Raw genomic sequence first — 22,834 nt, 5'->3', positions numbered from 1 at the left:
GTAGGTCCGACAGATCACAGAACATGCATCCACTGCAATAGTGCAGTGAATGCAACAGTTCGCTAGCATGTCCGGGTCGAAGCCCGCCGTCGTGCTGCGGCCGGGGAGCACCACGGCGCTCCCGCCTCGTCCCGTTCCGTCCGCAGATCTCTCCCCTGAGGAGTCCCGTGAGCTCAGCACCGCCCTCCGTCCCCACCACCGCCGCACCCACCTCCGCTCCCGCCGCGTTCACGGGCCTCGACCGCCAGGGCAGGCTGGTCTTCGTGGGACTCATGCTCGGCATGTTCGTCGCCTCGCTGTCGCAGACCATCGTGGGCCCCGCCCTGCCCCGCATCGTCGCCGAGCTCGGCGGCGTCGAGTACTACAGCTGGGTCGCGACCGCCGCGATGCTGGTCTCCGCCGTGGCGGTGCCGATCGTCGGCAAGCTCTCCGACCTCTACGGCCGCCGCTGGTTCTACCTCGCGGGCCTGGCCGTGTTCATGCTCGGCTCGATCCTCGCCGGCATGGCCACGAACTTCTGGTTCCTGGTCGCCGCACGCGCCGTGCAGGGCCTGGGCATGGGCACCCTGATGCCGCTCAGCCAGACCATCATCGGCGACATCATTCCGCCGCGGCAGCGCGGCAGGTACCAGGGCATCATGGGCGCCGTCTTCGGCGTCACCTCCGTGGTGGGCCCCCTGGTGGGCGGCACCGTCACGGACCACCTGGGCTGGCGCTGGCTGTTCTACCTCACCCTGCCGATCGGCGTGGCCGCCTTCGCCTTCATCCTGCGGTACCTGCACCTGCCCCGCGCCGCCCAGCACGGCCGCGTGGACCTGGCCGGCATCCTCACCCTCACCCCGGGCCTGGTGATCGGCCTGCTGGCCACCACCTGGGGCGGCAACGACTACGCCTGGGACTCCCCGGTGATCATCGGCATGTACGCCGTCGCCGCAGTGCTGCTGGCGGCCTTCGTGGTGGTCGAGACCCGGGTCGAGGAGCCGCTGCTGCCGATGCACCTGCTCACCCGCCCCGTGATCGCCCTGTCCATCGCCGCGTCCTTCGCGATCGCGGTGGCGATGTTCGGCGCGATCATCTACATCCCCGTCTACGCGCAGGGCGTCATGGGCGTCTCCGCCACCAACTCGGGGGCGATCCTGATCCCGCTCTCGGTGGCGATGATCCTCACCTCGATCGTGGTGGGCCTGCTGATCACCCGCTTCGGCAACTACAAGGTGTTCCTGCTGTTGGGCGGCGCCGTGCTGACGGCCGGCTACCTGATGCTCGCCGGCATCGAGTACGGCGACTCCGCCTGGCATCTGACGGCCGCGATGGTGGTGATCGGCCTGGGCCTGGGACTGTGCATGCAGGTGTACACGCTGGTGGTGCAGAACGTGGTGCCCCGCAGCGAGCTGGGCGTGGCCACCGCCGCCGTGCAGTTCTTCCGCAACATCGGCTCCACCATCGGCACCGCCGTGCTGGGGACCGTCATGAGCGCGCAGATGAGCTCCGCGATCAGCGAGCGGATCGCCGCCCTGCCGCCGGAGCAGCTGGCCGCCCTGCAGTCCGGCGGCGGCGAGGCCGCGGACCTCGAGGCCTCGGTGCTGGACCCCGAGGCGCTCGCGCAGCTGCCGGAGTTCCTCATCGACCCGATCCGCGCCGGGATGGGTGAGGCGATGCACGTCGTCTTCCTCACCGCGGTGCCGTTCGTGCTGGCCGCCCTGGTGCTCTCCGCCTTCGTCGAGCAGATCCCGCTGCGGGACACGCTCGAGGCGGCGGAGCCCGGCGCACAGCCCGGGGCGGACGCCGCCGCGGAGCTCGCCGGGACCGGGACCGAGCCGGAGGAGCTGCACCCGCGCACCGGGCCGATCCCGGCGCTCCCGCCGGAGTCCGAGCCCCGGCGCTGAGCCGCCCCGCCGCCGGGTCACGGCCCCCGCACCTCCCCCGCGGAGGGGCGGGGGCCGCCTCCGTCCCCGGAGCGGCGCAGGGCGCTCGTGGAAAGATGGGGCCATGCTGCTCACCGATCATGTGCCGCCGCGGATGCCCGACGCCCTGGAAGGGCGCTTGACCACCCGGGTGCCGATCGAGGGGGACGTCCCCGCGATCGCCGCCCTGCTCGGCGCCGAGGCGCGGCAGCACACGCCCGATGCGGTGACCGACGAGGAGACGCTGCGCTCCCGCATGGTGGGGCTGAAGTCCTGGGCGCGGCGCCAGGTGGTGGTGGTGCCCGCCGAGGCCGACGGCAGCGCCGGCCGGGACCGGGCGCCGGTGGGCTGGATCGCTCTCGAGGACCGCGCCACCGGCCGCACCAACGTGCAGTTCGTGCTCGCCCCCGACCTCCCCGAGCGCGACGCCCTCGCCGCGGCGCTGCTGGACTGGGCCGTGGAGGTGGGCGGCTCCTTCGCCCGCGCACGCGGGGTGGAGGTCACACAGCTGGACATCGACATCGAGGACCGCGACACCGACCGCGCGCGCCTGCTGGCGGCCTCCGGCTACGAGAAGGTGCGCACCTGGCTGCACATGCGCCGCCCGGTCGCGCCCGAGGAGGCCCGCTCCCTGCCCGCCCCGCGCGAGGGGACCCGGGTGCGCCCGGTGCACCGGCACGAGTCCGGGCTCCCCGTGTCCCAGGACGTGCGCACCGTGCACCGGATGCTCGAGGAGTCCTTCGCGGATCACTGGGGCTCCTACCGCGAATCCTTCGCCGAGTTCGCCCAGCGCCTCATCGAGCGCCCCGAGGAGGCGGGCTGGGACCAGTGGTGGGTCGCGGAGATCCTGCGCGGCGACCGCTGGCTCCCCGCTGGCGGCCTGGTGGCCGTGCCCACCGTCGCCACGGCCTCCCTGGGCGAGGGCACGTACCTGGAGTACTTGGGCGTGCACCGCAGCGCCCGCGGGCACGGGATCGCGAAGGCCCTGCTGCGCACCGCGATCGCCGACGCCGCCGAGCGCGGCCGCGCCCACGTGGACCTCGAGGTCGACGCCGACTCCCCCACCGGCGCCGACGGACTCTACGCGGCGATGGGCTGGGAGACGTTCGAGCGCACCGAGACCTGGTGCTCCTCGGCGGCGATGCACCCCTCGCGGCTGCTCGAGCCGCCGCCGGAGGGCTGAGCCTCCGGCACCGGGTGCGGCCCCGCCCGCCCTGCTGGGGCCGCCCGCGGCCGCACTCCCGGCCACCGGATTGTCCGACACCCCGATGACCGGAGAACTGCCAGGTGAGAGGGTGATTCGTCACCTTGCGCAAGACCTCGTCCGCATCCCAGAATGGCCGCATCAGATCAGGTCAGCGGTGGCCCCGGCAGCGGAGTCGGGGCCGGGCCGTTCTGCCGTCGCCCGGGAGCGGACCCGGGCCGGAGGAGAGGTGCAGCAGCATGTTCAGGAGCATCGGGCGCGGCGTCATGGAGCTCGCGAGGGCGATCGACACGGGCAACGCCATTCGGCACGGGGTGCAGCCCCGGGCGCCGCGTGAGCACGCGTCGGCGACCAGCAGTGCGTCCTCGCCCCACCAGCCGGCGCAGCCCGCCGCTCGTCCGTGAGGTCGTGCCCGCCGCGGGCGGGCACGAACGCGGCGCGGCGGACGGGGAGGACCGGTGAGGTCGTCCGCCGTCCGCCGCGCCGTCTGCGCGAGAGGGACCGCTCAGCGGGCGGTCACTCCCACTCGATCGTCCCCGGGGGCTTGGAGGTGATGTCGAGCGTGACGCGGTTGATCTCGCTGACCTCGTTGGTGATCCGGGTGGAGATGCGTGAGAGCACGTCGTAGGGCACCTTGGCCCAGTCCGCGGTCATCGCGTCGTCGCTGGTCACGGGGCGCAGCACCACAGGGTGGCCGTAGGTGCGGCCGTCGCCCTGCACGCCCACGGAGCGCACGTCCGCCAGCAGCACCACGGGGCACTGCCAGATGGTGCGGTCCAGGCCCGCGGCGGTGAGCTCCTCGCGCGCGATCGCGTCCGCGGCGCGGAGGAGGTCCAGGCGCTCCTTGGTGACCTCGCCGATGATGCGGATGCCCAGGCCGGGGCCCGGGAAGGGCTGGCGCCACACGATCTCGTCGGGCAGGCCCAGCTGGGAGCCGACGGCGCGGACCTCGTCCTTGAACAGGGCCCGCAGCGGCTCGACCAGCTCGAAGGAGAGATCCTCCGGCAGTCCGCCCACGTTGTGGTGGCTCTTGATGTTCGCCGCGCCCTCGCCGCCGCCGGACTCGACGACGTCCGGGTACAGGGTGCCCTGCACCAGGAACGCTGTCGCCTCGGCGTGGTCGCCCTCCACGACGCCCTGCTCGCGCAGGATGTCGGCCTGCGCCTGCTCGAAGGTGCGGATGAACTCGTGGCCGATGATCTTGCGCTTCTGCTCGGGATCGGTGACCCCGGCGAGCGCGGTGAGGAACTGCTGCTCGGCATCGACCATCACCAGCTTCGCGCCGCCGGTGGACTCCCCGAAGGCCTTCTCGATCTGCGCGGACTCGTCCTGGCGCATGAGGCCGTGATTGACGTACACGCAGGTGAGCCGATCTCCGATGGCGCGCTGCACAAGGGCGGCGGCCACGGCGGAGTCCACGCCGCCGGAGAGGCCGCAGATCGCGGTGCCCTCGCCCACCTGGGCGCGGATCCGCTCCACCTGCTCCTCGATGACGTTGCCGGTGGTCCAGGTGGGCTCGATGCCCGCACCGCGGTACAGGAAGTTCTCCAGCACCTCCTGGCCGCGATCCGAGTGGCCCACCTCCGGGTGCCACTGCACGCCGAACAGGCACTTCTCGGTGTTCTCGAAAGCGGCGACGGGGCTGCCGGCGGAGGTCGCCACCACGGAGAAGCCGCTCGGGGCGGCGGTGACGGAGTCCCCGTGGCTCATCCACACGTTCTGCGCCAGATCCTGCGCGGCGAGCAGGGCCGAGGAGTCGTCGAGGCTCTCTAGGCGGGTGGCGCCGTACTCCCGCACGCCGGTGGGGGCGACGGTGCCGTCCAGCGCCGCGGCCATGGACTGGAAGCCGTAGCAGAGGCCGAGCACGGGCACGCCCGCCTCGAGCAGGGCGGGGTCCAGGCGCGGGGCGCCCTCGGCGTAGACGGAGCTGGGCCCGCCGGAGAGGATGAGCGCTCGAGGCCGCCTGGCGAGGATCTCCGCGGCCGGCATGGAGTGCGGGACCACCTCGGAGTAGACCCGGGCCTCCCGCACGCGGCGGGCGATGAGCTGTGCGTACTGGGCGCCGAAGTCGACGACGAGGACGGGGCGCTGGTCGGTGTCGTTCACACCGGGGAGTCTACGTGGGTGCCTCGGGGTGCGGCGCCGCGATCCGCGCGGGGCGCGCACGATCCTCGTCACCCTTGCCGCGCGCCGGCATCCGCCACCCTCCGGGGCGGGCGCCCGCCGTGCGGCGCGACGGGGTCAGGCCCCGCGGGCCTCGTCCTCGAGGGTGGGGCGCAGCGCGAGGTCGGACTCGACCTTCTGGTGGGTCCAGCGCTCGCCGAAGAAGGACAGCACCGGCACCACGCCGAAGAACATCAGCAGCAGCATCCGCGGCAGGCCCCAGCGCATCTTCATCCACAGGTCGAAGCCGAGGACCACGTACACCATGTAGATCAGCCCGTGGATCGGGGACCACACCGAGGAGACCTGCTCCCAGAAGTGGGAGGTGGAGGTGAACCAGGCGTCGCCGCCGAACACGAGGTAGCGCATCGTCATGATCCCCACCAGCACCAGCAGCGCGATGCCCTCCACGATGGAGGCCACGCGGAAGCGGGCGAAGGAGGTCCTGCAGGCGACGTCGTCGAGGGGGCGGGGTGCGGGCACGGGTCACACGTCCTTGTCGGGGAGGGGGTCGGAGTCGGTGGGGGCCGCCGCGGCGGCGGACGGGGCGGGCCGGGCGGCGACACCGGCCGGGGCCGGTGCGTCGGGCGCGGACGAGGACGAGGACGAGGACGAGGACGAAGGAGCCTCGGCGAGCGCCTCCTCCATCGCCTCGCGGCGCGCGGCGACCTCGTCGAGATGGGTGGCGCGCACGGAGCGCCACCACAGGTAGAGGAAGAAGCCGCCGAACAGCACCCACTGCAGGGAGTAACCGATGTTCTGCCAGTCGAGGTTGCGCGAGAACTCGGACTCCGCCGCGGGAAGGGGCTGCAGGCCGCCGCCGGGGTCGTCGAGGGAGACGTAGCCGGCGAACATGGGCGAACCCCACTCGTTGACCAGCAGCGGCGTGGCGATCATGCTCACGAGGTGATCGTGGACGCCCTCGGCGGCGGCCTCGCTGGCCTCGAGCCGGCCGGTGATCTCCACCTCCCCGTCCGGCGGGGCGGGGGCGAGGGACGGATCGAGCGCGCCGTCGGCGCCGGTCACCTCCGCCTCGGGGAGCCAGCCGCGGGCCACGGGCAGCCGGGCCCGGGTGCCGTCCTCGAGCTCGACCAGGAGGGCGGAGACCACCAGCACGGCCGGGGTGCCGTCGATGTTCCTGTCGGTGACCAGCACCTGCTCGCCGGGCACGTAGCTTCCGGTCGCGGAGACGGTCTCCCCCACGATCTCGTTGGTCACCGCATCGCCCACGCCCACCACGTCGCGGATGTCCCCGAGGTGGACGGGCTCCGCGGCCCGGTCGGTCATCGCACGGTGCGCGCGATCCCACTGCCAGCTCGCCAGCAGTCCGCACACCAGGGTGGCCGCCACCATCAGGGCGAGCAGGCCCAGGAAGCGGGGGCGGAGGGCGACGCGGAGCATGCCGCCATGCTACGAGCCGCACCTGGGACAGCACCGCGAAGCGGCCGCGGCGGTGACGGACGTCCCCCTCACCCCGTCCCGGCGCACCTATGCTGGGCGATGTGACCCAGAGTGTGTACATCGCCAGCCCGGAGGGCATGACCGGAAAGTCGATGGTGGCGTTCGGTCTCCTCGAAGCCCTCGCCTCCCGGTCGGAGCGCGTCGGGGTGTATCGCCCCGTCGTGAAGTCCGCCCGCACCCGCGACTACGCCGTCAACCTCCTCACCAGCCATCCCGCCGTGGATCAGGAGTACGAGGACGCGATCGGCGTGGACCACCAGCTGGTGCTCTCCGACCCCGAGGCCGCGCACGAACGGATCCTCGCCCGCCACCGCGACCTCGCCGAGCGCTACTCGGTGCTGGTGGTGCTCGGCTCGGACTACGACGACCTCGCCAACCCCACCGAGCTGGCCTTCAACGCCGAGGTGGCCGCGAACATCGGCGCGCCGGTGGTGGTGGTGCTCTCCGGCCTGGACCGCAGCCCGGACCAGATCGCCGCGCTGGCGGCCGTCTCCGTCGGCGAGTTCGGCGGCCACCACGCCCTGCCGATCGCACTGGTGGTCAACCGTGCCGACGCCGACAGCCTCGACGCGGTCCGCGCCGCCGTCTCCCAGAAGGTGCGCGGCCCCCTGGTGGCCGCGATCCCCGAGAACCCCGTGATCCTCGCGCCCACCGTGCAGGGCCTGAAGGACGCGGTGGGCGGCACGCTGCTGCACGGCAACCCCGAGTGGCTGGACCGCGTGGCCGTGGGCACCGTCATCGCGGCGATGAGCCTGCCCAACGTGCTCAGTCGGCTCACCGAGAACTGCACGGTGATCGCGCCCGGCGACCGCTACGACCTGCTGCCCGGCCTGGTCATGGCGCAGCAGTCCGGCACCTTCCCCGCGCTGTCCTCGATCCTGCTCACCGGCGGCTACGACGTGCCGGCGGAGGTGGGGCGCCTGATCTCCGGCGTGCGGCAGGACCTGCCGATCCTCACCACGGAGCTGTCCACCTTCGACACGGCGCTGCGGGTGGCGAAGTCGCGGGGACGCCTGGAGGTGGCCAGCCCCCAGAAGATGGACGCGGCCCGGCGCGCCGTGGCCGAGCACCTCCCGATCCCGGAGCTGCTGGCGGCGCTGGAGATGACCCGTGCCGAGGTGGTCACCCCCATGATGTTCGAGTTCGAGCTGCTGGCCCGGGCCCGCGGGGAGAAGAAGACCATCGTGCTGCCCGAGGGCGAGGAGCCGCGCATCCTCGCCGCCGCGGAGGCGATCCTCGCCCGCGGCGTCGCCGATCTGGTCCTGCTGGGCGAGGAGAGCACGGTGCGTGCCCGCGCCGCCCAGCTCGGCCACGACATCTCCGAGGCGCGCGTGGTCTCCCCGCACGACGAGGAGCGGGTGGAGCGCTTCGCCGCCGAGTACGCCCGGCTGCGGGCGAAGAAGGGCGTCACCCTCGAGCAGGCGCGGGAGACCGTGCAGGACGTCTCCTACTTCGGCACCATGATGGTGCAGATGGGCGAGGCCGACGGGATGGTCTCCGGGGCGGTCCACTCCACCGCCCACACCATCCGCCCCTCCTTCGAGATCATCAAGACGCGCCCCGGCGCGAAGATCGTCTCCTCGGTGTTCCTCATGGCGCTCGAGGACCGGGTGCTGGTGTACGGCGACTGCGCCGTGAACCCCGATCCCACGGCCGAGCAGCTCGCGGACATCGCCGCGCAGTCCGCCGCGACCGCGCAGCAGTTCGGGATCGCACCGCGGATCGCGATGCTCTCCTACTCCACCGGCACCTCCGGCAGCGGCGCGGACGTCGACAAGGTGCGCGAGGCCACCGAGCTGGTGCGCGCCGGCGCCCCGGAGCTCGACGTGGAAGGGCCGATCCAGTACGACGCGGCCGTGGATGCCTCGGTCGCGAAGACGAAGCTGCCGGACTCCTCGGTGGCGGGCCGGGCGACGGTGTTCGTCTTCCCGGATCTCAACACCGGCAACAACACCTACAAGGCCGTGCAGCGCTCCGCCGGGGCGATCGCGATCGGCCCCGTCCTGCAGGGCCTGAACAAGCCGGTCAACGACCTCTCGCGCGGCGCCCTGGTGGACGACATCATCAACACCGTGGTCATCACCGCGATCCAGGCGCAGGCGCAGTCGCCCTCCGTCGCCGTCTGACCCCTCCCCCGTTCTCAGGAGCTCCCCCATGGCCGATCCCACCGATCCGCGCGTCCTCGTCATCAACTCCGGCTCGTCCTCGCTGAAGTTCCAGCTGCTCGCCCCCGCCGAAGGCACCGTCGACGCGGTCGGGATCGTGGAGCGCGTGGGGCAGGACAGCGGCACCGCGACGATCACCGCGGGCGAGCGCTCGGCGACCTTCGAGGGACCGGTCCCGGACCACCAGGAGGCGATGGCGGTCGTCGAGCAGCTCTTCGAGGACGTGGGCCTGTCGCTGACCGACGAGCGGATCCGCGCCGTGGGCCACCGCGTGGTGCAGGGCGGCGCACGCTACTCCGCCCCCGTGCTGGTGGACGAGCAGGTGCGCTGGGACATCAACGACCTGGGCAAGCTGGCCCCGCTGCACAACTACGCGGCGGTGCACGGCATCGACGGGGCCCAGGCGCTGCTGCCCCACGTGCCGCACGTGGCCGTGTTCGACACCGCCTTCTTCACCGATCTGCCGGAGGCCGCGGCGACCTATGCCCTGGACCGGGACTTCGCCGAGCGCTACCGGGTGCGCCGCTACGGGGCGCACGGCACCAGCCACCGCTTCGTCTCCGAGGCCGTGTCCTCGCACCTGGCCGCGCAGGGCCGCGACGTCTCGGATCTGCGGCAGGTGGTGCTGCACCTGGGCAACGGCGCCTCCGCCTCCGCGGTGCGCGGCGGGCGCGCGGTGGAGACGTCGATGGGGCTCACCCCGCTCGAGGGCCTGGTGATGGGCACCCGCACCGGGGACATCGACCCCTCGATCTACATCCACCTGCACCGGCAGGCCGGGCTCAGCCCCGAGGAGATCGACTCGATCCTCAACCGCCGCTCGGGCATGATCGGCCTGTGCGGGAAGAGCGACTTCCGCGACATCACCGCGGCGGTCGAGGCGGGCGATGCCTCCGCCACGCTCGCGATGGACGTCTACGTGCACCGGCTGCGCAAGTACCTCGGCTCCTACGCCTTCACCCTGGGCGGTCTGGACGTGGTCGCCTTCACCGCCGGCATCGGGGAGAACGTGCCGATGGTGCGCGAGCGGCTGCTCACGGGCCTGGAGGGGTTCGGCCTGGAGCTGGACCGCGAGGCGAACGCGCGCCGCGAGAAGGGGATCCGGGTGATCTCCACCCCGGGCTCCGCCGTGACCGTGCTCATCGTCCCCACCGACGAGGAGCTCTCGATCGCGCAGCAGGCCGCAGCGGTGGCCCGCGACCTGGGCTGAGCTCCCAGGCCCTATCCTGAGCGTGACAGTCACCGCACTCAGGGGGAACAGATGACATACCCGGCGCCCTACGGCACGTACGCCCAGCAGCCGCCGCCGCGGAAGAAGCGCGGCATGAAGAGGATCATCTTCGGCGTCCTGGGCATCGTCGCCAACGGGATCGGCCTGATCGTGATGCCGTTCGTCGCCGCGTTCGCCGTCGCCATCTTCGCGGTGCTGACGGCCACTCCGGTGTCGCTGGGCGGCTCCTCGGGCACGGTCGACGCCACGGAGACGTCCCTGTACTACGTGTATGTGCCGACGGCGGACGCCGGCTCGGCCACCTGCACCGTGGACGGCGGCACCGTGACCTGGGACACCGCGGACGCGGGACAGCTGCCGACCGCCGTCGACGGCACGGAGTACTCCGACGTCGGCACCTTCCAGGTCTCCACCGCGCAGGAGGTGACGGTGACCTGCGAGGGCGCCGAGGACGTGGCCGTCTCCGACGTCGGCTTCCTCGGGACCCTGGTGGGAGGCGCGATCGGCATCGCGATCCCCGTCCTGCTGGGCCTGGTCGCGATCGCCCTGCTGATCTGGGGGATCATCGCGCGCGTGCGCTCCTGACCCCGGGCACGAGACCCACGAGCACGACCCCGCCGCGCCTCGCGCGGCGGGGTCGTGCCGTTCCGGCGGCGGCGTCGGGGGCCGCAGGGACAGCATCGTCCGCCTCAGCGACAGGGTCGTCCCGCCTCAGCGACGGCGGGCGGCGGCACGCTCCCGGGCGGCGTCGCGGCAGGCGCGCGCCCATGCGCCGTCGTCCAGCACCAGTGAGTCGTCCCAGGGGATGCCCAGCGCCTCGGCCATCTCGACCCGGTGCACGGGCCCCATCTCCTCCAGCGACACGGCCGGGATCGACACCTGGTCCTGGGCGCCCTCGACACCGTCCTCCGCGGCAGAGGTACCGCGGCGGGTGGGCGATGACAGGGCGGAGCGGGCCTCGCGCAGCGAGCGGCGGGCGATCCCGCGCGCGGCCATCGCCCGCAGCAGGTACGGGACGGCGACCAGGGCCCAGAGCACGAGGGTCAGGGAGAGGAAACCGGTGCGGGGATCGAGCAGCCACGGCACCAGGTACGGGATCATCCGCGGCTCGTACACCCAGTGCGAGAAGGGTCGCATCACGAGCAGCGCGAGCACCACCGCGACGAGCGCGATGACCAGCAGGAACCGCGCGGAGATCCTCCGCGTCCGGGCGGTGTCGGCGCGGCTCATCGCCCCTCCTCGCCGTCCTGGGCCCCGCGCCCGACGTCGCCGATCCCGCCGTCGCCCCTCGGGTCCTCGCCGTCCCGCTCCTCGCCGTCCCGCTCGTCGCCGTGGCGGGCATCGGCGGGGTCCTCCCCGGTGAGCCGCGAGGAGGTGTACACCGAGGTCGAGGTGTACACGGACCCGCTGGAGCCCGGACTCCACGAGGCCCGCGAGAACGAGCGGGCGTCGCCCGCCTCACCGATGTCCTCGGCCGTGCGGCGGTGCGGGGGCGCGGCCGTCGTGAGGTCGGACCGTCCGCTCGCGGCCACCGTCTGAGAGGACTCCGCCGGCGAGGACTTCGCCGGGAAGGACTCCGAGGGGATGGGGTCGGAGGGGACGGGGCACGGCTCCGGGGAGGACTCCGCCAGGGAGGGTCCCGGCGCCGGGGATCCGTGCTGTGCGGCTGCCGGCTCACCGGCCGGCGCCGACTCCGGCGAGGCGGCCGACGCCTGCGCGCCGCCCGACACGGGGCGCCGACCCTCTGCGGGCTGCGTCTCGATCGCGTGGAGGATCTCCAGCACTCCGCGCGCCCCGCCCTCGGTCTCGAAGCCCGGGCTCCAGGGGATGCCCTCCTCCTCGGCGCGGGCGCGCAGGTGGGCGAGGGAGCGCACGAGCACCGGGTCGGCACTGTCCGACGGCGTGCCGCGGCGGGGCCGATGATCCTCCCGCAGGTTCGTGGCCAGGCCCACCGGCAGCAGCACCAGGACCAGGAGCAGCACCACGGCGACCGTGAGCGGAAACCTTCCCAGCAGCAGCGCGAACAGCGCGTACGGCAGATGGTCCGCGAGCAGACCGTACAGCGCGTGCTCCAGCACCTGGCCCGGCGCATACGTCGGGTACCACGGCGCGTACAGCAGCAGCATGCACGCGGCGGCGGCCGCGATCCCGCACAGCAGCACCCCGACCGGGGACAGCCCCGCGGCGCGTCGAGCCGTGCCGTGTGCGCTCATCCCTGCGACCGTCCCCGCGACGCGACCGCTCAGGCGGTGGTCACGACCTCGATCCGCTGGAACTCCTTGAGGTCCAGGTAGCCGGTGGTGGCCATGGCGTGCCGCAGCGCGCCCACGAGGTTGGTGGTGCCGTCGGCCGCCCGGGAGGGGCCGAAGAGGATCTGCTCGAGCGGCGCGGCGGTGCCCACGCTCACCCGGTGACCGCGGGTGAGGGTGGGGTGGTGCGCCTCGCTGCCCCAGTGGTGGCCACGGCCCGGCGCCTCCTCGGCGCGGGCGAGCGCGGCGCCGACCATGAGTCCGTCGGCGCCGCAGGCGATCGCCTTGACCAGGTCCCCGGAGCGGCCCAGGCCGCCGTCGGCGATGACGTGCACGTAGCGGCCACCGGATTCGTCCATGTAGTCGCGGCGCGCGGCGGCGACGTCGGCCACCGCGCTGGCCAGCGGCACCGAGATGCCCAGCGTCTCCTCGGTGGTCTGGGAGGCGCCGCCGCCGAAGCCCACCAGCACGCCCGCGGCGCCGGTGCGCATCAGGTGCAGGGCGGCGGTGTAGGTGGCGCAGCCGCCCACGATCACCGGCACGTCCAGCTCGTAGATGAACCTCTTGAGGTTCAGCGGCTCGCGGCCGCTGGAGACGTGCTCGGCGGAGACGGTGGTGCCGCGGATGAAGAAGAGGTCCACGCCCGCATCCACCACGGTGCGCCAGTGCTCCTGGGTGCGCTGCGGGGAGAGGGCGCCGGCCGCGGTCACGCCGGCGTCGCGCAGCTGCTGGATCCGGTCACGGATCAGCTCGGCCTTGACCGGCTCGTCGTAGATCTCGCGCATCACGGCGACCACCTCGTCGTCCGAGGCGTCGGCGATGCGGGCGAACTGTGCGGACGGGTCCTCGTAGCGGGTCCACAGCCCCTCGAGGTCCAGCACGCCGAGGCCGCCGAGCCGGCCCAGCTCGATCGCCGTCTCCGGCGACATCAGGGAGTCCATCGGGGCGGCGAAGATCGGGATGTCGAAGTGGTAGGCGTCCACCTGCCAGGCGGTGGAGACGTCCTCCGGGTCCCGGGTGCGGCGGGAGGGGACCACCGCCACGTCGTCCAGGCTGTAGCTGCGCCGTCCCCGCTTGTTGCGGCCGATCTCGATCTCGCTCATCACGCCCGCGAGTCTACCGTCGGGTCCCGCCCTGCCGGTCCGTGCCCACCCCGTGGCGCGGCGGGACCGCCCGGGCGCAGGTCACAGCGGCCAGGCGGTGTTCACGTCCGGGGTCTTGCCCTTCTTCGTCAGCCACTCGTTCATGCCCTCGGCCCAGCGTCGGTGCCAGCCCACCTGCTCGCGGTGGAGCTCCTCGAGGCTGGAGGAGGCGACCTGGGGGTACTTCGCGGCGATCGCGCGGACCACGTCGAGGGTCGCGGAGACGTCGACGTCGGCGGTGTGGAGCCGGCCGTCCTGCTCGAGGCCGTAGTGGGCGAGCACGTCGGTGAGGGTGCGCTTGCCCTTGCGGTAGCGGTCCACGCCGCGATCGATTACGAGGCCGTCGATCACGGGGGCGATGTCGTGGCCGAGCCGCTGGACGAGGGTGGGCAGGCCCAGACGGGTCAGCTCGTTCTCGAGGATCGCGAGGTCGAAGCCGATGTTGAAGGCGACCAGGGGCACGTCCTTCCCGAGCGCCTCGACGATCATCGTCGCGACCTCCTCGAGCGCGGCCGCGGGCTGCATGCCGTGCTCGCGGGCGTGCTCGGTGGAGATGCCGTGCACGCGCTGGGCGGGCTCGGGGATCTCCACCCCCGGATCGATCAGCCAGGTCGCGACCGTCTCGTGCTCCCTGCCCGGGCCGACGGAGTGGACGAGCGCGACCGTGACGATCCGATCCTTCTCCACGTTCGTGCCGGTGGTCTCGGTGTCGAAGCCGAGCAGCGGGGCGTCGGTCCAGGTGGGAATGCTCATGCCCCCAGACTAGGGCCCCTCCCCCACCTCCCGCCCCGCGGGACGGACGCTGTGGACGCGAGCGCTGTGGGGAGGAATGATCACGGGGCACGCGTTCCGTCCCGCGCCCGAGGAGACCTGATGCCCGCACCCGCCCTGTACCTGCACCTGCCCGGCACCGCCGCCGAGGCGCTCGAGTTCTATCAGGGGGTGTTCGGCGGGGAGACCTCGCGGGCCACGTTCGCGGAGTTCGAACGCACCGACGGCCCCGCCTCCGCGATCGCCCACGGCATGGTGCGCGGTGCGGTGGACCTGTTCGTGGCCGACGCCGGCGAGCACGACGAGCCGTTCTCGGCCCGCGGCCTGATGGTGGCGCTGCTGGGCACCGCCGAGCCCACCACCCTGCGCACCTGGTTCGCGGCCCTCGCCGAGGGCGGCGAAGTGGTGGACGAGCTCCAGCGGCGCCCCTGGGGCGCCTCCGACGGCCAGCTGCGCGACCGCTACGGGGTGCTGTGGCTGATCGGCTACGAGCACGGCACCGAGCCCGCCGAGCAGGCAGTGACCGTCGAGCCCTGACCGCACACCGCGACGGGACCCCGCCGCCGGGCACCGGCCCGGACGGCGAGGTCCCGCCCCGAAGGCTCAGTGCGAGGAGTAGTTCGGCGCCTCCATGATCGCGGCCATGTCATGCGGGTGGGACTCCTTGAGACCGGCCGCGGTGATGCGCACGAACTGCCCCTTCTCCTTCAGCTCGGAGACGTCGTTGGCGCCGACGTAGAACATCGACTGGTGCAGACCACCGGTGAGCTGGTGCACCACGGAGCCGAGCTGGCCCTTGTAGGAGACGCGGCCCTCGATGCCCTCGGGCACGATCTTGTCGTCGCTGGGCACGTCCGCCTGGAAGTAGCGGTCCTTGGAGAACGACTTCTTGCCGCGCGAGGACATCGCCCCGAGCGAGCCCATGCCGCGGTAGGCCTTGTACTGCTTGCCGCCCACCAGCACCACCTCGCCCGGCGACTCCTCGGTGCCGGCCAGGAGCGAGCCCACCATCACGGTGTCCGCGCCGGCGACCAGCGCCTTGGCGATGTCGCCGGAGTACTGCAGGCCGCCGTCGCCGATCAGCGGCACCCCGGCGGGGCCGCAGGCCTTCGAGGCCTCGTGGATCGCGGTGACCTGCGGGACCCCCACGCCCGCGACCACACGGGTGGTGCAGATGGAGCCCGGGCCCACGCCCACCTTGACCGCGTCGGCGCCTGCGTCGACCAGCGCCTGGGCACCCGCCCGGGTGGCGACGTTGCCGCCGATCACCTGGACGTCGCGGAAGGCGGGATCGGTCTTGATGGTGCGGATCATCTCGAGGGCGAGGCGGGCGTGACCGTTCGCGGTGTCCACCACCAGCACGTCCACGCCGGCGTCGCGCAGCGCGCCGGCGCGCTCCAGGGAGTCGCCGAAGAAGCCCACCCCGGCGCCCACCAGCAGGCGGCCCTGGCCGTCCTTGGAGGCGTCCGGGAACTGCTCGGACTTCACGAAGTCCTTGACGGTGATGAGGCCGGTGAGCCGGCCCTCGGCGTCGATCAGCGGGAGCCGCTCGCGCTTGTTCCTGCGCAGCAGGGCGGTGGCCTCCTCGGGGGTGACGTCCTCCGGGGCCGTGAACAGCTCGGTGGTCATCACCTCGGCGACCTTGGTGCCGCTCCACTCCGCCACCGGGATGAAGCGCAGGTCGCGGTTGGTGCAGATGCCGATCAGGCGCTGCTGCGCATCGACCACCGGCAGGCCGGAGACGCGGAACTGCCCGCACAGGGCGTCGAAGTCCTCGAGGGTCGCCTCGGGGCCGATGGTGACCGGGTTGGTGATGCGGCCGGTCTGGGTGCGCTTGACCAGGTCCACCTGGTGGGCCTGGTCCTCGATGGAGAGGTTGCGGTGAAGGATGCCGATGCCGCCGTGGCGGGCCATCGCGATCGCCATCCGCGACTCCGTCACGGTGTCCATCGCGGCGCTCGCCAGGGGGATCTTCAGGGAGATCTCCCGGGTGAGGCGGCTGGTGGTGTCCGCGTCGGAGGGGATCACGTCCGTCTCCCCCGGCAGCAGCAGCACGTCGTCGTAGGTCAGTCCGATGAAACCGAAGGGATCCGCGCTCGTCATGGCCCGATGGTACCGGGGAGGGCCTCGCCATGCTGTCGGGGCCGCCACAGCGGACACCCTCCCCTCCCCCTCCTGACCAGCGCAGATGCACAGCGTGGGCGGGATCACGCGGAGCGACCGCGGCAGGAGGGCGACGAGGTCGGGGCGGTGGGCCGTGCCGCGGCGCCCCGCGCCGCTCCGATGTGATGCCGTGCGATGTTCGCCCGACGTTCACCGATCGGACCCTTGACGGCCTAGAGTGGCGGCGGCCCTGTCGGGGAGCCGGCGGTCGTCGCGCCGCCACGGTCCCCACCCTCCTCACCACCCGGGAACACGACGATGCCTGGTTCGCGCACCCAGACCACCCCCGCCGCCCCGATCCGCGCTGGCCTGCACGGCCCCGACCGCTCCTGGCACCTCGGCGCCGGACTGATGACGGTCGTGATGGCCGTCACGTTCACGATCTGGGCCTTCTCCCACACCGGCACCGACACCAGCATCGCGCTGATGCTGCTGGCGATCGCCTTCGGCCTGTTCATGGCCTTCAACATCGGCGGCAACGATGTCGCGAACTCGTTCGGCACCAGCGTGGGCGCGGGGACGCTCACCATGAAGCAGGCGCTGGTGGTGGCCGCGGTGTTCGAGGTCTCCGGCGCGGTCCTCGCCGGCGGCTCCGTCACCGAGACGGTGCGCAAGGGGATCGTGGACCTCGACGGGGTGGCGGTGGACGCGATGTCCTTCGCCTACATCATGATGGCGGCGCTGCTGGGCGCGGCGGTGTGGCTGCTGCTGGCCACCCGGATGGGCTGGCCGGTCTCCACCACGCACGCGATCATCGGCGGCATCGTGGGCGCCGCGGTGACGACCGGCTTCGCCACCGGGTCCGGCGGGTTCGAGATGGTCCACTGGGGCGAGATCGGGAAGATCGCGATCTCCTGGATCCTCTCCCCGCTGCTGGGCGGGATCACCGCGTACCTCGTGTTCCGGCTGATCAAGCAGCACATCCTGGCACCGGCCGCACGCGCGATCGCGCTGGGCTCCCGCGGCTTCGACGACGCCGAGGACGACGAGGACGACGAGGACGACGACGACGCCGAGGACGCGGAGGATCCCGACGAGCAGAACCGCCACGTGGCCGGCTACGAGCGCGTCACCGAGCTGCAGCAGTCCGCCTTCGCGGAGTCCGCCGCCCTGGACCTCACCCCCGGCACCCCGGGCGCGGAGCTCGCCGAGCAGGCCGCGCACCTGAGCAAGAAGGAGCGCAAGGCCGCCCGCAAGGTGGAGCGCAAGGCGGCGTACCACGCGCTGGAGAAGCGGGTCCCGCCGCTGGCGGCGCTGGCCTCGGTGCTGCTGGCCGCGATGCTGGTGTTCAAGGGCCTGGGAAACACCGGGATCACCTTCTCCCTCGGCGGCGGGGTGCTGCTGCTGACGATGCTGGCCCTCGCCGTGTGGATGGCCACCACGGTGTTCGCACGGGCCCTGAAGAAGCAGTCGATCTCCCGCGCCACCTTCCTCATGTTCAGCTGGATGCAGGTGTTCACCGCCTGCGCCTTCGCCTTCAGCCACGGCGCCAACGACATCGCCAACGCGGTGGGTCCCTTCGCCGCGGTGCTGGACGTGCTGCGCACCGGCGTGGTCTCCGAGGAGGCCGCCGTCCCCACCGCCGTGCTGGTCGCCTTCGGCATCGCCCTGGTCTCCGGCCTGTGGTTCGTGGGCCGGAAGGTGATCCACACCGTCGGCACCGGGCTCACCTCGATGCACCCCTCCTCCGGCTTCGCCGCCGAGCTCGCGGCCGCCGCGATCGTGCTGCTCGCCTCGGTGCTGGGGCTGCCCGTCTCCTCCACGCACATCCTCATCGGGGCCGTGCTCGGCGTGGGCATCGTCAACCGGGCGGCGAACTGGCGGCTGATGCGGCCGATCTTCCTGGCCTGGATCATCACCCTGCCCGCCGCCGCGGGGATCGGCGCCGTGGTGGTGCTGGTGCTGCGCGCGCTCTTCTGAGCTGCCCGCGCAGGTCTGCTCTGAGCCACCCGCACCGGCTCGCACGGCCTGCCCGCACCGCCGCCCGGCATCGCGACCCCACGCGGGTCGCTCAGGGCTCGGGTCAGGGCGCGGGGTCGCCGTCCCGCCGCGGCGCGCGCCCGCCGAGCACCCGGCGCACGCGGTCGAACTCCGCCTGGAACGCGGCCTCGTCGTGCGCGTACTCCGCCCGCCACGGCATGCCCAGCCGCGCGGCCAGCTCCCGGTTCCCGCGTTCGCGTCGGGCCCGGCGCGCCTCGGCCACCAGCGCGGAACGCGGCGGGGCGGGGCGCAGCCCGGCCGCCGCCTGGAGCACACGCAGCCCGTCGAAGCCTGCGTCGTCCCAGCCCGTCTCGGGCACCACCCACTGCCGCTCCGCGCTCTCCGCGGCCCCGGGCTCGGAGGTGAGACCGATCAGTCCCAGGCCCCCGCGCTCCGCATCGCCGGTGGCGTAGCGCACCTGGGCGAGGTCGGCGCGGTCCGCTGCGCGCAGGCCGCGGCGCAGGGTCAGGGTGCCCGTGCGCTCGTCGAAGAGCACCGCGCGGTGCGTGAGCACCAGCGGCACCACCGCCCACAGTCCGCACAGGATCCACAGCCCGACGGCACCCAGCAGCAGCTGCACCCCGGTGGCGGCGAGGAGCTGCTCGACCAGGCCGTCGTGGCCGGCGTGCAGGCGGGCGGAGCGCCAGGTCTGGATCGCGATGCCGCCGAAGGGGCTCAGCAGCACGGAGAGCAGCGGCAGGCCGTACAGCAGTCCGGGGCGGTAGCGGGCCCAGATCGTGGGGCCCACCACCACGGCGCCCTCCCGGGTACGGCGGGGTGCGGGCGCTCGGTGGGCGCTGTCGTCGGCGCGGGGGGCGGTCACGGGTCCAGCGTACGAGGGCCGGCCGCGAGCTCCTGCGCGCTGAGGAACGCCCGCGCCTCCCCCGTGACCGGGTCCTCGAAGGCGAGGCGGCGCGCCAGCAGCTGCAGCGGCAGCGGGGGCTCGGGGCCGGGCTGCGGGTAGAGGTCCTCCCCCAGGATCGGGGCGTCCCGGGCGGAGAGCTGGGCCCGCAGCTGATGGGTGCGGCCGGTGCGGGGGTGGAGCCGGAGGCGGAGGGTGCCGTCCACCTCGGCGGCGACCACCTCGAGCAGGGTCTGGGCGTTCGGCGGCCCGGCCACGGCGCGCACCGTGAGCGCGCCGCGGGGGCGCTCCAGCCGGTCCTGCAGCAGCAGGCGCTCCCCCGGCGTGCGCGGCAGCGGCGAGGACGGGCCGGGGCGCACACGGGCCTCGTACTGCTTGTGCACCTCGCGGCGGGCGAACAGCTGCTGATAGGCGGCGCGCTCCGCGGGGCGGATCCCGAAGGCGAGCACCCCGGCGGTGCGGCGGTCCAGGCGGTGCAGGGGCACCAGGTCGGTGATCCCGGTGGCGCGCCGCAGCCGCACCAGGGCGCTGGCGAGCACGTGCGCGCCGCGGGGCATCGTCGCCATGTCGTGGGGCTTGTCGAGCACCAGCAGGTGGGCATCGCGGTGCAGGATCGTGAGCGGCACCGGCGGCACCGTCTCCTCCCGCAGCTCCCGGTGGAACCACAGCTCGTCGCCGGCGCCCACCGCGTCCTCGGCGCGCCAGGGCCTGCCCAGGGGGTCCACGATCTCCCCGTCGGCGAAGCGCCGCGGGAGCGGGGTGGCGGCGGGATCGACCAGCGCCGGGAACCGCGCGCGCAGGGCCTCGAGGGCGGGGCGCGGCGCCTCGTGCTCGCGCGGCACCAGCCAGCGCACGGGATCCAGCCCCTCCCGCTGCGGCAGCGGCGGCGGCCGCCGACGAGCGCGGCGGCGCGCGGCCCGACCGGGTCGGGGCGCGGCGGGGCCCTCGTCGCGAGCGCTCGGCGGCGTGTGCGCGCCGTCCGCCCCGGGGCCGTCGGGCCCCGGGCTCACAGCCCCCACACGATGAAGGTGAGCACGTTGTGCCCCACGTAGAACAGCAGCAGCGCCACGATCAGGGGGTTCGGGTGACGGTCCACGAAGCTCATCGCCTGCGGCGCCTGGCGGCGCAGCTCGGCCGGGGTGATCGCGTCGATGTGCTCGATCCGCACGCCCGCCTCCCGCGCCCGGCGCAGCATCATCTGCTGGGCGCGCGGGCCGAAGAAGCGGCTGGAGACGGCCAGCAGCCGACGGCCCTCCGTGTCCATCACGTACACCCCGTCATAGGCCGTCTCCGGAGCGTCCAGCGCCTCGGCGGGGGTGGCGCCGCGTGCGATGTCCCGCACGGCGATGACCGTGCCCACCTCGTCCCAGCGCGCGCCGCGGGGGCGGCGGAAGAGGCTGCGCAGCACGAAGCGCTCGCCGTCGATGTGCAGCCAGGAGGTGAGCACGCGCAGGCAGGTCACCGTGACGGCGACGGCGATCAGCACCCAGATCAGCAGCGGCAGCGTGAACAGCGGGTCGTGCAGCAGCGCCGGATCGCGCCACAGCCTCTGGCCCACGAAGCTGATGATCACGAGGAACTCGAGGATCACCACGAACACGACACCCACCACCAGGGTGCCGATCACCACGGGCGCGGGAGGGCCGAAGGTGCGGGTGGGGAGGGAGTCGTCCTGACCGGAGGACGCGGTGTCCGGGATGCTGATCACCACTGCTCCTCCGCCCGTCGACCTGATGTGACCGAGCCCATCTTAGGACTCCCGGCGACCTCTCCGGGACGACTCGCCGCAGACCGGACCGCTCGGGAGGGCGGCCCGACCAGCGGCGACACCCTGCCTCCTCAGTGGCACGGCGACAGCGACGACGAGGGCGGGCGGCCCGGGTCTCCCCGGTCCGCCCGCCCTCGTGGCGCGAGCCGACCCGACGTCACGTCGGATCGCCGCTCATGACCTCACTCGTCCTCGGAATCCTTCTTCTCGATGACGAGGGTCTCGGTGGTGAGCACCATGCCCGCGATCGAGGCCGCGTTCCGCAGCGCGGAACGGGTGACCTTGACCGGGTCGATGATGCCGGCGCCGACGAGGTCGATGTACTCGCCGGTCGCGGCGTTCAGGCCGGTGCCCGTGGGGGCCTCCTTGACCTTCTCGACCACGACGTAGCCCTCGAGACCGGCGTTCTCGGCGATCCAGCGCAGCGGCTCGACGACGGCGCGGGCCACGGCGCGCACGCCCACGGCCTCGTCCTCGGAGAGCGAGAGCCCGCCCTCGAGCACGGAGGACGCCTGGACGATGGCGCTGCCGCCACCGGCCACGATGCCCTCCTCGATGGCAGCGCGGGTCGCGGAGACCGCGTCCTCGATGCGCATCTTCTTCTCCTTGAGCTCCACCTCGGTGTGAGCCCCGACCTTGATCACGGAGACGCCGCCGGCCAGCTTCGCGAGGCGCTCCTGGAGCTTCTCGCGATCCCAGTCGGAGTCGGTGTTCTCGATCTCGGCGCGGATCTGCGCGACGCGGTCGGCGACGGCCTGGTCGTCGCCGGCGCCGCCCACGATGGTGGTGGAGTCCTTGGTGACCACCACGCGACCGGCGTGGCCGAGCACCTCGGGGCCGACGGTCTTGAGGTCGAGGCCGAGATCCGAGGTGACCACCTGGGCGCCGGTGAGCACCGCGATGTCCTGGAGCATGGCCTTGCGGCGGTCGCCGAAGGCGGGTGCCTTGACGGCCGCGCCCTTGAAGGTGCCGCGGAGCTTGTTGACGACCAGCGTGGACAGGGCCTCGCCGTCGACGTCCTCGGCGATGATGAACAGCGGCTTGCCGCCCTCCACCACCTTCTCCAGCAGCGGCAGGATGTCGGCCACGGCCGAGATCTTGCCCTGGTGCAGCAGCACCTGCGCGTCCTCGAGGACGGTCTCCTGGCGGTCCGCGTCGGTGACGAAGTGCGGGGAGATGTAGCCCTTGTCGAACTGCATGCCCTCGGTGAAGTCCAGCTCCATCGCGGTGGTGGACGACTCCTCCACCGTGATGACGCCGTCCTTGCCGACCTTGTCGAACGCCTCGGCGAGCAGCTCGCCGATCTCGCGGTCCTGGCTCGAGACGGAGGCGACGGAGGCGATCTGCTCCTTGCCGTCCACCGGGATCGCGATCTCGCCGAGCTTCTCGGAGAGCGCGTCCACGGCCTTCTCGATGCCGCGCTTGAGCGCGGCCGGCGCCGCGCCGGAGGCGACGTTGCGCAGGCCCTCGTGGACGATGGCCTGGGCGAGGACGGTGGCGGTGGTGGTGCCGTCGCCGGCCACGTCGTTGGTCTTGGTCGCGACCTCCTTGGTGAGCTGCGCGCCGAGGTTCTCGTACGGATCCTCGAGCTCGATCTCACGGGCGATGGTCACGCCGTCGTTGGTGATCGTGGGGGCGCCCCACTTCTTGTCGAGCACCACGTTGCGGCCCTTGGGGCCCAGCGTGACCTTGACGGTATTGGCGAGTCGGTCGACTCCGCGCTCGAGAGCGCGGCGCGCGTCCTCGTTGTACAGGATCTCCTTGGCCATGG

19 protein-coding genes are annotated in these 22,834 nt (G+C 73.0%); 7 read left to right on the top strand and 12 right to left on the bottom strand.

The annotated features are described in order from the left end of the window. Positions 1 to 167: 167 nt before the first annotated feature. Positions 168 to 1,886 (top strand): MDR family MFS transporter, encoded by a 1,719-nt coding sequence (locus tag DWV08_RS01675; protein WP_115412210.1) that lies wholly within the window; start codon positions 168 to 170, stop codon positions 1,884 to 1,886. 103 nt (positions 1,887 to 1,989) lie between these two features. Continuing rightward, positions 1,990 to 3,087, top strand: coding sequence for a GNAT family N-acetyltransferase (locus tag DWV08_RS01670; protein ID WP_115412209.1), 1,098 nt, complete (start codon positions 1,990 to 1,992; stop codon positions 3,085 to 3,087). Between the two features lie 537 nt (positions 3,088 to 3,624). Here DWV08_RS01670 and guaA read toward each other — a convergent pair. From guaA to DWV08_RS01655, 3 genes are all read right to left on the bottom strand, one after another. Continuing rightward, positions 3,625 to 5,214, bottom strand: coding sequence for a glutamine-hydrolyzing GMP synthase (gene guaA, locus DWV08_RS01665; protein WP_115412208.1), 1,590 nt, complete (start codon positions 5,212 to 5,214; stop codon positions 3,625 to 3,627). A 135-nt stretch (positions 5,215 to 5,349) separates the two neighbouring features. Beyond that, positions 5,350 to 5,754, bottom strand: a complete 405-nt coding sequence (locus tag DWV08_RS01660) for a DUF3817 domain-containing protein (protein ID WP_115412207.1) — start codon at positions 5,752 to 5,754, stop codon at positions 5,350 to 5,352. 3 nt (positions 5,755 to 5,757) lie between these two features. Then, a complete protein-coding gene (locus DWV08_RS01655; protein ID WP_115412206.1) occupies positions 5,758 to 6,672 on the bottom strand; it encodes an SURF1 family protein in 915 nt (304 codons plus the stop codon). Between the two features lie 89 nt (positions 6,673 to 6,761). On the opposite strand from DWV08_RS01655, the gene pta reads away from it, so the two are divergent. Genes pta through DWV08_RS01640 form a run of 3 tightly spaced genes read left to right on the top strand, consistent with a single transcriptional unit; the run spans position 6,762 to position 10,713 of the window. Continuing rightward, positions 6,762 to 8,858, top strand: a complete 2,097-nt coding sequence (gene pta, locus DWV08_RS01650; RefSeq protein ID WP_162801473.1) for a phosphate acetyltransferase — start codon at positions 6,762 to 6,764, stop codon at positions 8,856 to 8,858. A gap of 28 nt (positions 8,859 to 8,886) precedes the next feature. After that, a complete protein-coding gene (locus DWV08_RS01645) occupies positions 8,887 to 10,107 on the top strand; it encodes an acetate/propionate family kinase (protein WP_115412205.1) in 1,221 nt (406 codons plus the stop codon). Between the two features lie 51 nt (positions 10,108 to 10,158). Next, positions 10,159 to 10,713 (top strand): hypothetical protein, encoded by a 555-nt coding sequence (locus tag DWV08_RS01640; RefSeq protein ID WP_127097490.1) that lies wholly within the window; start codon positions 10,159 to 10,161, stop codon positions 10,711 to 10,713. A 126-nt stretch (positions 10,714 to 10,839) separates the two neighbouring features. Here DWV08_RS01640 and DWV08_RS01635 read toward each other — a convergent pair whose 3' ends face one another. From DWV08_RS01635 to DWV08_RS01620, 4 genes are all read right to left on the bottom strand, one after another. Further along, the gene (locus DWV08_RS01635) at positions 10,840 to 11,358 is read right to left on the bottom strand and encodes a hypothetical protein (protein WP_115412203.1); all 519 of its coding nucleotides are present in this window, start codon (positions 11,356 to 11,358) and stop codon (positions 10,840 to 10,842) included. Next, positions 11,355 to 12,341 carry a hypothetical protein gene (locus DWV08_RS01630; protein ID WP_115412202.1) on the bottom strand — a complete coding sequence of 329 codons (987 nt, stop codon included), beginning with the start codon at positions 12,339 to 12,341 and terminating at the stop codon, positions 11,355 to 11,357. Before DWV08_RS01630 ends, DWV08_RS01635 begins: the two co-directional genes overlap by 4 nt. 29 nt (positions 12,342 to 12,370) lie before the next feature. Further along, positions 12,371 to 13,480 carry a GuaB3 family IMP dehydrogenase-related protein gene (locus tag DWV08_RS01625; RefSeq protein ID WP_115412201.1) on the bottom strand — a complete coding sequence of 370 codons (1,110 nt, stop codon included), beginning with the start codon at positions 13,478 to 13,480 and terminating at the stop codon, positions 12,371 to 12,373. A gap of 81 nt (positions 13,481 to 13,561) precedes the next feature. Continuing rightward, positions 13,562 to 14,272, bottom strand: coding sequence for an exonuclease domain-containing protein (locus tag DWV08_RS01620; RefSeq protein ID WP_115412200.1), 711 nt, complete (start codon positions 14,270 to 14,272; stop codon positions 13,562 to 13,564). 120 nt (positions 14,273 to 14,392) lie between these two features. Between DWV08_RS01620 and DWV08_RS01615 the strand changes: the two genes are divergently transcribed. Further along, positions 14,393 to 14,827, top strand: coding sequence for a VOC family protein (locus tag DWV08_RS01615; protein ID WP_115412199.1), 435 nt, complete (start codon positions 14,393 to 14,395; stop codon positions 14,825 to 14,827). A gap of 66 nt (positions 14,828 to 14,893) precedes the next feature. Here the strand turns inward: DWV08_RS01615 and guaB are convergent, their stop codons facing one another. Further along, positions 14,894 to 16,393: an IMP dehydrogenase gene (guaB, locus tag DWV08_RS01610; protein ID WP_115412198.1), complete on the bottom strand. Its 1,500-nt coding sequence runs from the start codon at positions 16,391 to 16,393 to the stop codon at positions 14,894 to 14,896. A 318-nt stretch (positions 16,394 to 16,711) separates the two neighbouring features. On the opposite strand from guaB, the gene DWV08_RS01605 reads away from it, so the two are divergent. Next, the gene (locus DWV08_RS01605; protein ID WP_162801472.1) at positions 16,712 to 18,373 is read left to right on the top strand and encodes an inorganic phosphate transporter; all 1,662 of its coding nucleotides are present in this window, start codon (positions 16,712 to 16,714) and stop codon (positions 18,371 to 18,373) included. Between the two features lie 103 nt (positions 18,374 to 18,476). Here DWV08_RS01605 and DWV08_RS01600 read toward each other — a convergent pair whose 3' ends face one another. The 4 genes from DWV08_RS01600 to groL form a co-directional block, all read right to left on the bottom strand. Then, positions 18,477 to 19,256: a hypothetical protein gene (locus tag DWV08_RS01600; protein ID WP_115412197.1), complete on the bottom strand. Its 780-nt coding sequence runs from the start codon at positions 19,254 to 19,256 to the stop codon at positions 18,477 to 18,479. Continuing rightward, positions 19,253 to 20,305 (bottom strand): pseudouridine synthase, encoded by a 1,053-nt coding sequence (locus tag DWV08_RS01595; protein WP_244923654.1) that lies wholly within the window; start codon positions 20,303 to 20,305, stop codon positions 19,253 to 19,255. Before DWV08_RS01595 ends, DWV08_RS01600 begins: the two co-directional genes overlap by 4 nt. Then, a complete protein-coding gene (locus DWV08_RS01590; protein ID WP_241237282.1) occupies positions 20,302 to 21,003 on the bottom strand; it encodes a hypothetical protein in 702 nt (233 codons plus the stop codon). The genes DWV08_RS01595 and DWV08_RS01590 overlap by 4 nt, the downstream gene beginning before the upstream one ends. A 242-nt stretch (positions 21,004 to 21,245) precedes the next feature. Next, complete coding sequence (gene groL, locus DWV08_RS01585) at positions 21,246 to 22,832, bottom strand: chaperonin GroEL (protein WP_115412194.1); 1,587 nt, start codon at positions 22,830 to 22,832, stop codon at positions 21,246 to 21,248. Between the last annotated feature and the right edge of the window lie 2 nt (positions 22,833 to 22,834).

Source organism: Brachybacterium saurashtrense, assembly GCF_003355475.1.
Taxonomy (GTDB): domain Bacteria; phylum Actinomycetota; class Actinomycetes; order Actinomycetales; family Dermabacteraceae; genus Brachybacterium; species Brachybacterium saurashtrense.
Note: the sequence above shows the minus strand (reverse complement) of the source record. Positions and strands in the feature narration are given on the sequence as shown.